The sequence below is a fragment of the Clostridium sp. HV4-5-A1G genome (assembly GCF_900184915.1).
Lineage (GTDB): Bacteria > Bacillota > Clostridia > Clostridiales > Clostridiaceae > Clostridium_B > Clostridium_B aromativorans.
Window position 1 is genome coordinate 1 of record NZ_FXYI02000082.1, and the last position, 15385, is coordinate 15385.

The 15385-nt window shown below is 33.9% G+C and carries 15 protein-coding genes; 13 read left to right on the forward strand and 2 right to left on the reverse strand.

Annotated elements, in window-relative coordinates:
- The first annotated feature begins 108 nt into the window (after positions 1-108).
- The 4 genes from J5G60_RS10065 to carB are packed head-to-tail and all read left to right on the forward strand — an operon-like array spanning position 109 to position 6260.
- Positions 109-909, forward strand: a complete 801-nt coding sequence (locus J5G60_RS10065) for an ABC transporter substrate-binding protein (RefSeq protein ID WP_150355991.1) — start codon at positions 109-111, stop codon at positions 907-909.
- Between the two features lie 19 nt (positions 910-928).
- Entirely contained in the window at positions 929-1933 is a 1005-nt protein-coding gene (gene argF / locus J5G60_RS10070; RefSeq protein ID WP_150355992.1) for an ornithine carbamoyltransferase, read from the forward strand.
- Positions 1934-1947: 14 nt separating this feature from the next.
- Positions 1948-3009: a glutamine-hydrolyzing carbamoyl-phosphate synthase small subunit gene (carA, locus tag J5G60_RS10075; protein WP_150355993.1), complete on the forward strand. Its 1062-nt coding sequence runs from the start codon at positions 1948-1950 to the stop codon at positions 3007-3009.
- Between the two features lie 26 nt (positions 3010-3035).
- Positions 3036-6260: a carbamoyl-phosphate synthase (glutamine-hydrolyzing) large subunit gene (gene carB, locus J5G60_RS10080; protein WP_150355994.1), complete on the forward strand. Its 3225-nt coding sequence runs from the start codon at positions 3036-3038 to the stop codon at positions 6258-6260.
- 94 nt (positions 6261-6354) lie between these two features.
- On the opposite strand, the gene J5G60_RS10085 is transcribed toward carB, so the two are convergent.
- Entirely contained in the window at positions 6355-6516 is a 162-nt protein-coding gene (locus J5G60_RS10085) for a hypothetical protein (protein ID WP_179977608.1), read from the reverse strand.
- 278 nt (positions 6517-6794) lie between these two features.
- On the opposite strand from J5G60_RS10085, the gene J5G60_RS10090 reads away from it, so the two are divergent.
- The 3 genes from J5G60_RS10090 (at position 6795) to J5G60_RS10100 (ending at position 9876) form a co-directional block, all read left to right on the forward strand.
- Positions 6795-7661: an alpha/beta hydrolase family protein gene (locus J5G60_RS10090; RefSeq protein WP_207876538.1), complete on the forward strand. Its 867-nt coding sequence runs from the start codon at positions 6795-6797 to the stop codon at positions 7659-7661.
- Between the two features lie 84 nt (positions 7662-7745).
- Positions 7746-8648, forward strand: coding sequence for a M15 family metallopeptidase (locus J5G60_RS10095; RefSeq protein WP_150355996.1), 903 nt, complete (start codon positions 7746-7748; stop codon positions 8646-8648).
- A 130-nt stretch (positions 8649-8778) separates the two neighbouring features.
- Positions 8779-9876, forward strand: coding sequence for an amidase domain-containing protein (locus tag J5G60_RS10100; RefSeq protein ID WP_150355997.1), 1098 nt, complete (start codon positions 8779-8781; stop codon positions 9874-9876).
- 125 nt (positions 9877-10001) lie between these two features.
- On the opposite strand, the gene J5G60_RS10105 is transcribed toward J5G60_RS10100, so the two are convergent.
- Positions 10002-10676 carry an FMN-dependent NADH-azoreductase gene (locus J5G60_RS10105; protein ID WP_150355998.1) on the reverse strand — a complete coding sequence of 225 codons (675 nt, stop codon included), beginning with the start codon at positions 10674-10676 and terminating at the stop codon, positions 10002-10004.
- 221 nt (positions 10677-10897) lie between these two features.
- Here J5G60_RS10105 and J5G60_RS10110 point away from each other — a divergent pair, with 221 nt between their 5' ends.
- From J5G60_RS10110 to J5G60_RS10135, 6 genes are all read left to right on the forward strand, one after another.
- Positions 10898-12274: a rhodanese-like domain-containing protein gene (locus J5G60_RS10110; RefSeq protein WP_150355999.1), complete on the forward strand. Its 1377-nt coding sequence runs from the start codon at positions 10898-10900 to the stop codon at positions 12272-12274.
- Positions 12275-12284: 10 nt separating this feature from the next.
- Positions 12285-12677 carry a hypothetical protein gene (locus J5G60_RS10115; RefSeq protein WP_150356000.1) on the forward strand — a complete coding sequence of 131 codons (393 nt, stop codon included), beginning with the start codon at positions 12285-12287 and terminating at the stop codon, positions 12675-12677.
- A 155-nt stretch (positions 12678-12832) separates the two neighbouring features.
- Positions 12833-13282 (forward strand): MBL fold metallo-hydrolase, encoded by a 450-nt coding sequence (locus tag J5G60_RS10120; protein WP_229981482.1) that lies wholly within the window; start codon positions 12833-12835, stop codon positions 13280-13282.
- 155 nt (positions 13283-13437) lie between these two features.
- Complete coding sequence (locus tag J5G60_RS10125) at positions 13438-13806, forward strand: GntR family transcriptional regulator (RefSeq protein ID WP_150356002.1); 369 nt, start codon at positions 13438-13440, stop codon at positions 13804-13806.
- A 2-nt stretch (positions 13807-13808) separates the two neighbouring features.
- Positions 13809-14504: an ABC transporter ATP-binding protein gene (locus tag J5G60_RS10130; protein WP_150356003.1), complete on the forward strand. Its 696-nt coding sequence runs from the start codon at positions 13809-13811 to the stop codon at positions 14502-14504.
- Positions 14504-15328: a hypothetical protein gene (locus J5G60_RS10135; protein ID WP_150356004.1), complete on the forward strand. Its 825-nt coding sequence runs from the start codon at positions 14504-14506 to the stop codon at positions 15326-15328. The genes J5G60_RS10130 and J5G60_RS10135 overlap by 1 nt, the downstream gene beginning before the upstream one ends.
- The last annotated feature ends 57 nt before the right edge of the window (positions 15329-15385 follow it).

Here is a 15385-nt window from a genome sequence, read left to right on the forward strand (position 1 = left end):
ACACTTCTAGCTTCGTCGGCAGCGTCAGATGTTTATTAGAGACAGAAATATATCAATGATTTGTGATAATGTATATATTTAATTGCTTAAAATTAAGGGGGATTGATAATGAAAAAGTTAATGGCGGCTTTAATTATGATTATTTTTAGTATAGTATTATTCACAGCTTGTGGGCAAACTACTAAAAATGGTACAAATTCAAATTTGCTGGATAAAGTAAAAAAATCAGGTAAAATCACTATAGGGACAGAAGAGGGATATCCTCCCATGGAATTTAGGGATAGCAATGGTAAATTAGTAGGATTTGATGTGGATTTTTCCAATGAAGTGGCAAAAAGGCTGGGAGTTAAAGCAAATTTCCTAGTTATGGATTTTAATGGACTTATATTGGCTCTTGATTCAAATAAATTTGATGCGGCTATTGCATCCATAAGCATAACAGATGAGCGTAAGAAAAACACGGATTTTTCTACATCCTATATAAATGGAGGGCAGATTATTGCAGTAAAAAATGGAAGAAAGGATATAAAGGGAATAGATGATTTAAAGGGAAAGGTCATAGCCTGTGAATTAGGTACTACAGGAGAAAAAGTGGCGAATGGAATTAAAGGCGTGAAGGAGTTAAAAAAATATGATAAGATAACGGAAGCCTTTCAAGATATGTCCATAGGCAGGATTGATGCCGCAGTAATGGATGAGCAGGTAGGTGGATATTACATCCAGAAGAAAAAAGGCCAATTTAAAATAGTACCGGGTGCGCTGAGCAAAGAACCTATGGGAGTGGCTTATAGAAAAGGTGATGATTCACTAAAAAAGGAAATAGATAAAATCATAGGAGATATGAAAAAGGATGGAACACTTTCAAAACTTTCAGTAAAATGGTTTGGATTTGACGCCTATAAAGAATGATTTCAAGGAGGAGATATTTGTGGCTGATTTAAAAGGAAGAAGTTTTTTAACTCTTAAGGATTTTTCACAGGAAGAGATAAGATATCTGCTGGATCTTTCTAAAAAACTCAAAGAGGAAAAGCACAGCGGAAAGGAAAAAAAGAGATTACAGGGAAAAAATGTAGCGCTTATATTTGAAAAGGATTCTTTAAGAACAAGATGTTCGTTTCAGGTGGGAGCTTATGATGAAGGTGCTACAGTGACTTATATAGGTCCCACTGGAAGTCATATGGGTAAGAAAGAATCGGTAAAAGATACTGCTAGGGTGATGGGTAGAATGTTTGATGGAGTGGAATACAGGGGATTCTCACAAAAAAATATGGAGATATTTGCAAAATATTCGGGAATTCCTCTGTGGAATGGACTCTCAGATGAGGATCATCCCACTCAGGTATTGGCAGATTTTTTAACCGTAGAAGAACATGTAAATAAACCTCTTAAAGATGTAAATTTTGTATATCTTGGCGATGGTAGAAACAATGTGGCAAATGCCCTTATGATAGGGTCAGCGAAAATGGGAATTGATTTTAAAATTGTAACGCCAAAGGAGTTGTTTCCTGAGGATGAATTGATTGGAGAATGTAAAAAAATATCGGATAAAAATGGAGGAAACATTACAATAAGTGATGATATATATGGCAGTGTAAAGGGCGCAGATGTCCTGTATACGGATGTATGGCTTTCCATGGGTGAAGATAAGAACTTGTGGAAAAATAGAATTGAAGCCCTGATGCCCTATCAGATAAATAGCAAACTCATTGAAGCCTGTGAAAATGAAAATGTAAAGTTTATGCACTGTCTTCCGGCTTTTCACAACAGGGAGACAGATACTGGTGAGGATATATACCAGAAGTTTGGATATGAAGCATTAGAAGTTACAGAAGAAGTGTTTGAGGGAAAACATTCTATAGTATTTGATGAAGCAGAAAACAGATTGCACACTATAAAGGCGGTCATGGTAGCAACTTTGTGCAGTAATATTTAGAAAGAAGGAATATTATGAATTCCATATTGTATTTAGAAGATGGAACTGTATTCATGGGAAAAGCTATAGGAAAAAAGGGTATAATTACAGGAGAACTGGTTTTCAATACTTCAATGACAGGGTATCAGGAGATACTTACTGACCCTTCTTACAGAGGACAGGTGATAACCATGTGTTATCCTTATATAGGAAATTACGGCGTTAACCATAATTTTAGCCAGTCCAAAGAAATACAGGTAAAGGGGATAGTATTAAAAAATATCTACAATGATACATCTCATTATTTAAGTGAAGATAGTTTTACAAATTTTTTAGAGAAAAACGGCATAGTGGGTATCAGCGGCATAGATACAAGGAGTATAACTAAGAAGATAAGATCCAAGGGAACTATGAAATGTGTGATATGTAATAAAAATGAGTCCATAAGTGAAATAAAAAATATGCTGAATTCCAATGATGATAAAGAGCTAGTTCAGCAGGTAAGTACTCCTTTTATAAAAAGGATTGAGGGAAAAGGGCCTAAAGTGGCGGTTTTAGATTTTGGTGCAAAGAACAATATAATTGAAAATCTAAAATATAGAAATTGTGATATAACTGTGTTTCCATATAATTCTTCTTATGAGAATATAATGGAGATACATCCCAGTGGAGTGCTTTTGAGCAACGGACCGGGAGATCCAAAGGACTTAAATGAAATTATACCCACTGTAAAAAAATTAATTGGCAGTATTCCCATATTTGGTATATGCCTGGGACATCAATTATTAGCTCTTGCGCTTGGAGGAGATACCTATAAAATGAAGTTTGGTCACAGGGGCGGCAATCATGGAGTATATGACAGAAATCTGGATAAGGCTTTTATAACATCTCAGAACCATGGCTATGCAGTTAGAAAAGAAAGTTTAAACAGAAATGTTGTTGAAGTAACTCATGTGAATTTAAATGACAATACGGTAGAGGGAATAAGACATAAAAAACTTCCTATATTTTCGGTACAGTTTCATCCAGAAGGTTCTCCAGGGCCTACAGATACAGCCTATTTATTTGATAAATTTTTAAAATATATGACTCTATAGTATAAATAGCAAGGAGAAGTGATATAATGCCGTTAAGAGAAAACTTGAAAAAGGTTTTGATAATAGGATCGGGTCCTATAATAATAGGTCAAGCTGCAGAATTTGATTACTCAGGAACTCAGGCTTGTGAAGCAATAAAAAAAGAGGGAGTAGAGACAGTTCTTGTAAACAGTAATCCAGCAACTATAATGACGGATAAAAATATTGCAGATAAAACCTATATAGAACCTTTGACTGTTGAATCATTAGAGGCAATAATAGCAAGAGAAAGACCAGATGGTGTTTTAGCAGGCTTTGGTGGACAAACAGCTTTGAATCTGGCAATGGAATTGAATAGGGCTGGGGTTTTAGAAAAATATGGGGTGGAGTTACTGGGAATAAAGGTTGAATCCATAGAAAATGCAGAGGACAGAAAGAGTTTTAAAGATCTCATGGGAAAAATAAACGAACCCATAGCAGTTAGTACCATAGCTACCAACCTGGATGAGTGCAAAGAATTCTTAAACAAAATTAGTCTGCCTATTATAATAAGACCTGCATATACTTTAGGAGGCACTGGTGGAGGTATTGCAAACAACTATGAGGAATATCTGGAAATATGCAAAAATGGTCTAGAAGAAAGCCCCATAACTCAAATATTGTTGGAGCAGAGTTTAGCGGGATGGAAGGAACTGGAGTATGAAATAATGAGGGATAAGAAGGACAACTGCATGGTAGTGTGCAATATGGAAAATTTAGATCCTGTAGGTATACACACGGGAGATAGTATAGTGGTAGCCCCTTCTCAAACACTAAATGACATGGAATACCAAATGCTCAGAAGATCTGCCATAAAGATAATAAGAACTTTGAAAATAGAAGGCGGGTGCAACATACAGTTCGCACTAGATCCAGAGAGCAGCAAATATATGGTTATAGAAGTGAATCCTAGAGTGAGCAGATCGAGTGCACTGGCGTCTAAAGCGGCAGGATATCCAATAGCTAAAATTGCGGCTAAAATTGCACTGGGATATACTCTGGATGAATTGAAAAACTATGTTACAGGAAGTTCCAGTGCCCTTTTTGAGCCGGCTCTTGATTATTGTGTAGTCAAAATGCCCAAGTGGCCTTTTGACAAATTCAAAACTGCAGATAGGAGTTTGAAAACCCAGATGAAAGCTACTGGAGAAGTTATGGCCATAGACAGGAGCTTTGAGAGTGCCCTTTTAAAAGCTGTAATAAGCCTGGAGGGAAAGATAATAGGACTTCAACTGGATAAATTGGAGAAACTTGATATACCGGAGATAATTGATAAATTGAACAGACAGGATGATGAAAGATTGTTTGCCATGGCGGAAGCTTTGAGAAAGGGAATAAGTGTAGATAGACTCTATGAAATAACTAAAATAGATAAGTGGTTTATAAATAGGATAAAAAATATAATAGAGATGGAGAATAAATTGGTAAACAATGCTCCAACTGTGGAAAATATACAACAAGCTGAACTTATGGGATTTACGGATGAGTATATATGCAAATTGATAGGTATGAAGCTGGAGGATTTGAAACAGATTAAGGAAGTAAACAGGATAAAGGTAGTGTACAAGATGGTGGATACCTGCAGTGGTGAGTTTCAGGCAAAGACTTCCTATTATTATTCCTGCTATGATCTGGAAGATGATAATATGGTGTCAGATGATAAAAAAATACTTGTAATAGGTTCCGGCCCAATTAGAATAGGTCAGGGAATAGAATTTGACTACTGCTGTGTGAATAGTGTATGGGCAATAAAAAAAGCAGGGTATAAGGCCATTATAGTAAATAATAATCCCGAGACTGTAAGCACGGATTTTGATATTTCAGATAAACTTTATTTTGATCCCCTGTATATAGATGATGTGATGAACGTTATAAATGAGGAAAAAGTAGATGGGGTTGTAGTACAATTTGGAGGACAAACAGCCCTGAACTTATCGAAAAAGTTAAATGATGCTGGGGTAAAATTGTTGGGAACTTCCTTTGAGTCCATAGATCTGGCGGAGGATAGAGAAAAATTTAGGGTTCTTTTAAAAAAATTGGGTATTAATTCGCCCATAGGGGGTTCTGTGACAAGTTTAAAAGAGGCAGATGAACTGGTGCATGAAATAGGTTACCCTGTAATTGTGAGACCTTCCTATGTAATAGGGGGAAGAGCTATGAAAGTTGTATACAACCACGGAGAATTATCCCAGTATTTAAAGGATGCAGTAAATTTGTCAAAAGAGTATCCAGTATTGGTGGATAAATATATATTGGGCAGAGAAATAGAAGTAGATGCCATATCTGATGGACAGGATTTGATAATTCCTGGAATAATGGAGCATATAGAGCGTACAGGAGTACATTCTGGAGACAGCATTGCAGTATATCCTGCCAGTGATTTACCAGAAGAGGTACTAAAAAAAATAGAGGATTATACGGTGAAGATATCAAGGGAGCTGAATGTAAAGGGACTTTTGAATGTACAATATGCTTATGACGGAGATAAAGTATATGTCATAGAGGTAAATCCAAGGGCTTCAAGAACTGTACCAATATTGAGCAAAGTTACAGATATACCGATGGTGGAAATAGCTGTACAGGTTATGCTTGGTAAGAAAATAAAAGATTTCAGCTACAGACAAGATGAATACAAATTCAGTGATATTTATGCTGTAAAGATGCCTGTATTTTCCAGTAAAAAATTGCCTGGGGTGGATGTAGCCCTGGGACCTGAGATGAAGTCCACAGGGGAAGTTCTGGGAGTCGATTTTAATAAAGATAAAGCTGTATACAAGGCCTTCAAGGCAGCAGGGTTTAAAATTTTTCAAAAAGGCAATGTCTATGTTTCTGTAAATGACAGGGATAAACTTGATTCCGTGCATGTAATAGAAAAATATGACAAATTGGGATTTAATATTTTTGCTTCTGCAGGAACCTGTGAATTTTTAGATAAAAACGGAATTAAGTGTACCAGAATTGATATACAAGATGTAGTAAAGTATATAAGAGAAAATAAAATAAATATAGTTATTGATATACCTACTCAGGGATATGACAGTAAAAAACCTGGTTTTGAACTAAGGCGTACTGCATTGATTCATGATAAGATAATATTTACTTGTCTTGATACAGCCAATGCTTATATTGAAACTATAATAGTAGAAAAAAATGATGAGGATATAGAATACAGAACAATGAAGGAGTATTTAGAAAAAAGAGTTAAGAATAGAGAAATTGTCAAGTGTAGTTAAATAAAAATGGGACTAAAATTATATTGACTGTAAAAGTTGCTTAGGAAGTATCTTTTACAATCAATATAATTCCTATACATAATTGTGAGATAAACTATTTTTTAGGCGGGGTCGTATTTTTAAGATTTTCGTATAAAAATTTTTCCAGCGCCTCATCCAGTTTGTTGTTCACCTCCGAGATCTTATCTGTGCTTGCATTTTGATGGATCAACGACTCAAGTTTCCTTTTTAATTTATAAATTTCTTCTTTTGACAAAATTAACACCCCAAACTTAATTTAAAGTGTAAGGTACAAGCATAAAATATCAAATTCAGTTGATTTTCAGCTTTATCCGAAAATCTTCATTTATGTAATTTAATTTTATACAATAAATAAGCTAATTGCAAATTAAATTTAAATGCAAATAGCTTGTAAATATACTGCTTTTATATTATAACTTTTAAGAATTAAAACATTAACAATGATAACAAACTTTGATAGAATATAATTATTGATGTAAATTGTAAAAAATATTGCAAAATTGGAGTTGCTTTGTGAGAATTTGGGAGGAAGATGATTATATGGATTTTAAGACAATATGGACAGATCCTGAAAAGCTTGATGAAACTTACCCTGCGATGATACAGGGTGTTGATTATAATAGCGGTGGATCTAGAATTCTGGGGGTAATATACATAGCTCAGGGTATAGGCCCTCATGCCACAGTAATTTTATTACATGGATTTCCAGGATATGAACAAAATTTTGATCTAGCTCATGTGCTGTTGAGAAGTGGATACAACGTGTTGATATTTCACTATAGAGGAAGCTGGGGAAGTGGAGGAGATTACTCAATAGACCATGTACTTGAGGATGTTGAATCCTCAATTGAATTTTTAAAATCAGATTTTGCCAAAAAATTATATAGAATTGATGATAAAAATATAATTTTAATTGGACACAGCCTGGGAGGATTCAGTGCCCTTATAACTGCAGCAGGTCATGATGAGATCAAGTCAGTGGGGTGTATTGCAGGTTTTAATTTTGGCCTCTATGCGGAAAATATTTCTAAGAGTAAATCCCTAATGGATTCTGCTGCAAAAAAATGGGAAAAAGCAGTTATATCTCTTAATGGCATGACTGTGCAAAATTTTATTGATGATATTGTAAAAAATAAGTACAGATGGAATTTGTTAAATATATCGGAAAATTTAAAAAATCATTCTGTATTGATGATAGGCGGAAGAAAAGACGTAATAGCACCTTTAGAGGAGCATTATATGCCTCTTGTACAGTCACTTAAGAAGCAGAAAGTTGATCTCAAGGAAATAATTTTAGATGGTGATCATTCTTTTGTCAGCAGAAGAATAACTCTTGCCAAAGAAGTACTTAAATGGCTTGAAGAGCAAAAAAGTAATTAGCTATTATTATAATTGCCATGCATAAAGTCAATATATGTACATACAATAATTGTTGATAATTGTAAAATTGGAGTGGTTCATTTTATGAGGAAAAGGATAATTGTATTTTTTATATTGATATGCATGTGTTTTAGTATACATGAAAAAGTTAGGGCCGTTGATTACAACACTACATTGAAGCAGGACATTTTGTGTCTTATGATGGCCTATCCAGGATATATTACAGATGTGGAAAAGGATAATGGCGGCAGCGTGTATATAGTAATGAAATCAGGTAAAAAAATTTTGTATGATGATAAAAGGGAAAAAAGTTTTGAAGAGAAATTTCAAAATACAGATCTGCAGGATATGATGGAACAACCTTATCAGCTGGGAACTGTAGATGAAGCTGCACAGAAAAATTCTGATCCAGGAAGGCTTAGAGTTTACTCTCTTTTAAAAGAGGTGTATGGTGATAATAAAAATTCTGTGGAGTCAAATCTTAAAATGGCCAATTTAGGATATAGGAGATTTCAGTTTAATGGAAATAATGGCGCTTCAATATCTCTTGAAAATGCAATGAAGGAACTTATGCCTATTTCACAAAAAAGGGGAGATATTTTAAAATGTCTGTTCCCCAGCAGCGGTACTTTCAATTACAGGTATATTTCTGGAACAGGTATGTTGAGCCCTCATTCCTTTGGAATAGCTATTGATCTTGCTAGAGATAGAAGAGATTATTGGAAATGGGTGCCCAGGGCAGAAGGAAGCCTGAGGATAAAAGAGTATCCCAGAGAAATTGTAGAAATATTTGAAAAGAATAATTTTGTATGGGGAGGAAAATGGAGTCATTTTGATACACTGCATTTTGAATATAGGCCTGAGATAATTCTAAAATCCAGATATTTTGGCGATAAGTCCCAAAATAAAAAATATTGGTATGAAGGTGCTCCCTATAAAGATGAAAGTGTAAAAAATTATATCGGAAAAATCAATGAAAAATTATAGTGGGTATTCTGTAATAAATATGAAGCTTTTATCAAAATTTACAGGGTGATTATTTTTACAATTGGGTACAATAAGTGTACAAATTATATGAAATTTAATCTATTATTAAATTGTATGAGGAGTATAGCTTATGAAACATTCCTTAATAAAAAGAGTTTTTAGGATCACAATGGTAATTTTAGTTATATTTTTTGTATGCCCTTTTAAAAATATACATGGTGAAGAAATTGATGAGAAAAATGAGATCATAAATTCTGCGAAACAAATATTTGAAGATAGAAATAAAGCCATATTAAATGGTAATTTAAAGCTTATAGAATCTAAATATGACAAAAATACGAAATATGGTATCTGGGCTTATGAACATGAAGAGAAAAAGATGAAATATTTGAAGAATTGGGAAGAAAAACAAGGGGCTAAATTTATTGAAATAATACCTGATATAGTAATTAAGAGAGTGAGAGGCAGTGATGATAAATTTTCCATCAACTTGATATGTTCCACTGAATATAAATATATATACAAGGATGCTCCAAAATTTATAAACAGTTGTAGAATAGGAACTTCACATATATTGAACATGGTAAAAAAAGATGGAAGATGGATTATTACAAAAGAATGGTACAAAGATCCCTTTGAAGACTCTCTTAATTTAGATAATTTAAAGGTGGATTCTGTAAAGCAGTATATATTGTCTCAAAGTAAAAGAGATTTTTCCAGTATGACGGACAGGAGAAGATCTTCTGTGGAATACGCAGATAGGTACTGTGGTATAGCTTCAGAAAAAAAATATGGATATACCTATAATAAAAAATATAGAAACTATAATTCCAGAGGTGGTGACTGTGCCAATTTTGCCTCTCAGGTACTGCACGAGGGCGGAAAATTCAGAAAAAATTCTGCCTGGAATTATGACAGATCTGGAGCTACCAGTTCCTGGCTTAATGCAGATGGGTTCAAAAATTATATGATATACAGCGGAAGGGCATCGGTCATCGCCCATGGAAGTTACGAAAAGGTCTATAAGGCTTCCTACAGGCTTATTCCGGGGGATTTCGTAGCATACGAAAAAAAAGGAGATATAACTCATATCTCTGTAGTAACAGGTGCAGATTCCAGAGGATATTCACTGGTGAGCTGCCATAATACAGATAGGAACAGGGTACCTTGGGATTTGGGGTGGAGCGACAAAAATATAAAATTTTGGCTTGTACATGTAAATTATTAACTGGTGCAACAGTTCATTTCTATTTAAATATTTATCCAGTGGCGTACCAGTTCTAAACCTGCCATGTTGTAAAACTGGCAGGTTTAGAACTGGTAACCGCCGGATAAGTTAGAATCTATTTGAACCTAAGAATTGCTTGATGAAGATAAACTGGTTTTGGAAAATTTATTTACTACATCCTCTATGTCTTTTTGAGAATCTTTTATAGCTTTGTCAATACCAACGGAAGATGTATCTGTGCCCTCAACCAGTATACTTTCAAATTTATTTACCCCCAGAAACTTAAATACATCTCTGAAATAATCAATGGCATGGTTGAATTTGGAATCAAATATTTTGGGGTAGATTTCTCCACAGGATTGTATATAGACCATGTTGCGAGTTTTATCATCTAAGAGTCCCACTGCATCATCCTGTGATATCTTAATGACTTTGTCATTTATCATAATACAGTCCAGATATGACTTAAGCCTTGAAGGATAACCTAAATTCCACATGGGAGCTGCGATTACATAAGTATCTGCATTTAAAAACTGATCACAGAGTACATTGATTCTGTCCACTGATTTTTTATCTTCTTCTGATAGGGCATTATAAATATCTCCAGAAGCCAGCTGTCCCCTTCCATTAAATATCCTGTGATTTATTTCAGGAATATTTTCATTGTATAAGTCTAATTCTTCTACAGTGTAGTTTTGAACTTTAGATATAAAATTGTTTATAAAACGTCTTCCTACGGTCTTGCTTGTAGATGTCTCTTCAGGTTTTGTATTTGCAGTAATATACAGTAGTTTTTCCATTTTATACCTCCTCGTAATGTTCAATTACATTCTGCTAACTATTTTTAGCTTATAAATTTAATTTATACTATTTTCAAAAATATAAACTTACAGATAATGCTCATAAGAAAATGTAATTGTATACATGGTAAGAATAAGAATATTCTATTTGATTGGCCTCTTTACAGGTAGTAGAATATAATTGCTTTTGTATAAAACTATAGAGGGGATGAAGTGCTGTAATGAGGAAAAGGATTAGATGTGTAACTGTTTTTTTTACCTTGTTGTTTTTTGCACTGGCAGTATCTGCCTGCAGCAATGGGCAGCAGAGTAAAAGTGATGAAGGCTATAAGAGTATTTCGACTAAAGAGGTAAAAGACAATCTTGGAAAAAGCAATTGGGTAGTAGTGGATACCAGAGAAAATGATGCCTATATTGGCTGGAAACTGGATGGAGTGAAAAGAGGAGGCCATATAAAAGGAGCTGTAGACTTTTCATCTGCATGGTTGAAGGTCAAGGATAAAGATAAGGACAAGAGATTGAAAGAGGCATTGAAAACGAAAAAAATATCTTCTGAGAAAAATATAGTACTTTATGCGGCAAATGGAAAAGATAATGTTGAAGTGGCCAAGTACTTATCTAAAAATGGATATAAGAATTTATATACTTATGATGTAAAAGATTGGGCTAAAGACACCAGTCTTCCTATGGAATCCTACCCTAATTATCAGGAATTGGTTCCAGTTTCGTGGGTTAAGGATTTAGTAGATGGAAAGAAGCCTGAAACCTATAATGGTGGTAAATATAAAATTTTTGAAGTTTCCTGGGGCGATGAATCAAAATCTCCAGATTATTTAAAAATAGGACATATAAAGGGAGCTGTACATATAAATACAGATGAAGTAGAGGAGGGCCCACTTTGGAATCGTCTATCCGATGCTAGGCTTCAGAAATTTGCTGAGAATAATGGAATAACTACAGATACTACAGTTGTATTGTATGGAACTGATTCCATGCCATCTTTTAGAGTAGCTGTAATATTAAAATATATGGGTGTTAAAGATGTCAGAGTAGTGAATGGAGGATTTACTAAATGGCAAAATGCAGGATACGCACTGCAGAAGACTTCAAATCCGAAAACACCGGTAAGTTCTTTTGGGGCAACGGTTCCTGTGAACAAAAATTATATTATTGATCTGCCGCAGGCAAAGGAAATACTGGCGGATAAAAAGGGCAGCAAGCTGGTAGATGTGAGAAGTTGGGACGAGTATATAGGAAAAATCTCAGGATATGATTATATAAAGCCAAAGGGACGTCCTGCAGGTGCGGTTTGGGGACATGCTGGCACGGATTCTTCAAATCTACAGGATTATAGAAATTTGGATAATACGATGAGGAATAAGGATGAAATACTTGCTATGTGGAAAGAATGGGGAATTACGCCGGATCAGAGGTTAGCTTTTTTCTGCGGAACAGGATGGAGAGCAGCAGAAGCTTTAACTTATGCGGATGTAATGGGATTAAAAAATATTTCTCTTTATGATGGTGGATGGAATGAATGGAGTGGAAATACGGGTAATGCTCCTAATCCAATAGAAACAGGAGATCCTAGAAAATAAGAGGCAGGATATGACGAAAATCAGAGCTGTTTTCAAGAAATTCCTTTCCGTTGTTCAAATATGCCTTGTTTTATTTTCTGCAATCTTTTGGCATTTGTCCAATGAGAAAATGGGTATAATGCGTTGGCTTGTATATGAAAATGAAAGATATGATAATTTTTTTATGAGAAATAAAATTATCTGGACTTTGGTGATAATTTTGATTTTGTCTATAGCAGCTGCAGTGAAAATTCATAGAAAGCCGGACAAAAAGTATATATTATTTGTAATGGTCAATTTTATTGTGATTTTATTTGCATTTAAGTTTGATTCGGAAAAAATAATATGCTATTTTGTAATCAATGTAATATTTATTATTGTATTGATTGTACAGTTGATAAAACTTATTTTTTATTGGAAATAGTAACAGCCAGGTAGCTAAAGACTATCTGGCTGTTATTTTTTTTGACAGCTGCATTTGAACTATAGATGTATAAATTAATAGAAGGAGGATATGCTACAGTAAGAATATATTTTATTGTTTAAAAAAGATATGGTGGAATTAGGAGGGAATATATATTGTTTAAATTGGGGAAGACACAAAAGCTGACAGGAAATATATATGTAGTGAGAACATTGATTTCTAATTTCTTTATATATTCTGATTGTGAAACTACTATATGCTTTAATGCAGGTTTTATGCCCTCTGTTATAGATAGAGAACTGAAAAAAATAGATATTCACCCCCAATCAGTTTGTGGAATATTTTTAACTTATCCCAATTTTTATCATATGGGAGGAATTAAATTATTTAAGAATGCGGATATTTATTTTTCAGCGGATATATCCATAGAGAAATCGAAGAAAATATGTTTTCATATTGAAAATACTGAAAGTTTAAATTATGAAAGGCTTAAAGATGGAGATGAAGTCAATATAGGCAAGATAAAAATAAAATCCGTTATATTTCCAGGGCATAAAAGAGGAGTTATTTCTTACATAGTCAACGATAGCATTTTGTTTGTATAGAATTTGTTAAAAAAATTATATTTATTTAAGAGAAACAAAATAGGCAATTTATGGACAAACAGTGCATATAATAGATGTATATTGACATTATCATAAGCTTAGTGTACTATTATAATAGTACACTAAGCTTGATAACTTGATGTGGAGGTGAGAGGATGGATAGCGAATTTGATCCCAATATACCCATATATGTTCAGATAATGAATATTGTAAAGAAAAAAATAGTAAATGAGGAATTAAAACCCGAGGATAAATTATTTTCTGTAAGGGAGATGTCTGTAAAACTTAAAGTCAATCCCAATACTATTCAGAGGGCTTATCAGGAATTGGAAAGGCAGGGTATTGCTTATAAGCAAAGAGGTATGGGTACTTTTGTAAGTGGAGACATTTCTATTATAAAAAAGTTAAAAAAAGAAATGGCTCAGGATATATTGTGTAATTTTATAAGAGGTATGAAAGAGCTGGGCTTTTCGTCAAAAGAAATAGTTGAAGTAGTAAGAGAAAATATACAGGAGGATGTTTAAAAATGGAAACAATACTAAAATGTACTGATCTAAAGAAATACTATTTCAGGAAAATTGCTTTAAATGGACTCAATTTGGAAATTAAAAGAGGGAGAATAATGGGACTTCTAGGACCAAATGGAAGTGGGAAGACCACTTTTTTAAAAATAGTGGCAGGAATACTAAGGCCGAGTTCTGGAGAAATATTTATAAACGGAAACAAGCCAGGAAGAAAAACGAAGGCTCAGGTTTCATATCTGCCTGACAGGGATTATCTTTATAAATGGATGAGAATAAGTGATGCCATAGACTTTTTTAAAGATATGTATGATGATTTTGACGAAGGAAAAGCAAAAGAGCTGCTGGAGTTCATGGATCTAAATGAGGACAGCAAAGTCAAAGAACTGTCCAAGGGCATGAGTGAAAAGCTCTATCTCACCTTGGTGCTTTCAAGAAAATCACAGCTTTATGTTCTGGACGAACCTTTAGGAGGAGTGGATCCCACTACTAGAGAAAAAATATTGGATGCAATACTCAAAAATTATACAGAGGACAGCTCCATACTTATAACTACACATTTGGTAAGTGATATTGAAAGATTGTTTGACGATGTGGCCTTTATATCTGAGGGCAAGATAATATTATTTGGAAATGCAGAAGAACTCAGGTCAGAAAAGAAAATGTCCATAGATGAAATATACAGGGAGGTATTCAAGTAATGTTTAAATTTGTAAAATATGATCTTCAGGGATGTTTTAAGGATTTTATAATAATGATCTGCACTATAATAATTTTGAATATACTGCTTTTCACAAGAATAAATACTTGGACGTGGGAACCACAGCTTATAGTTTTTTTGAATCTTGCCATAAACTTTGCAGCGGGTATAGTAGTTATAATATGGAATATAAGGCTGTTCAGCAGGGATATATATGAAGACACTGCCTATCTTGTCTTTACTACGCCTAAAAGCGGCGTGAATATATTGATGAACAAGATCATTACAGCTATCCTTCAGTGCCTGATAATATCATTTTTTTCATTGGCATTTACGGCTATTTTGATTCAAATATTAAAGCTGACCCCGGGATTTGCACTTTATACGGGAATATCCTTCAGTCAGATTTTTAGTGCTGTAACTCTGCAATTTATAGTATATTCCATATTGATATTAGTTATAGTGTATATTTCATTTTTACTCACTGTATATTTATCTCTTGCATTGGGCAGGGTTGCCATTAAAAACAGAAAACTGGGTAAAATAGGCACATTCGGCATATTTATAGTACTGTGCATTATACAGGCCAAAATAGAAAATCTTTTTTCCAGTGTATTTCCCCAGGGTTTTATGCTGAGGATATTTAACTTTGATAATGGAGAACCATTGATAAAAAGTACAGTAAATACTTTTACTAATCCAAGTAATATTTTTTCCTCAGGAGTGGTAAATCTGAATGTAGCTGAGACTGCTGTATCATTGATCTTCATTGCGGCCATGTTCTATGCCACAGCTTATCTTATAGAAAATAAATTGGATTTATAGTCCAAATTATTAATAATAATTTAAATTTTATAAATATTTGAAGGATTTATGTAAAAG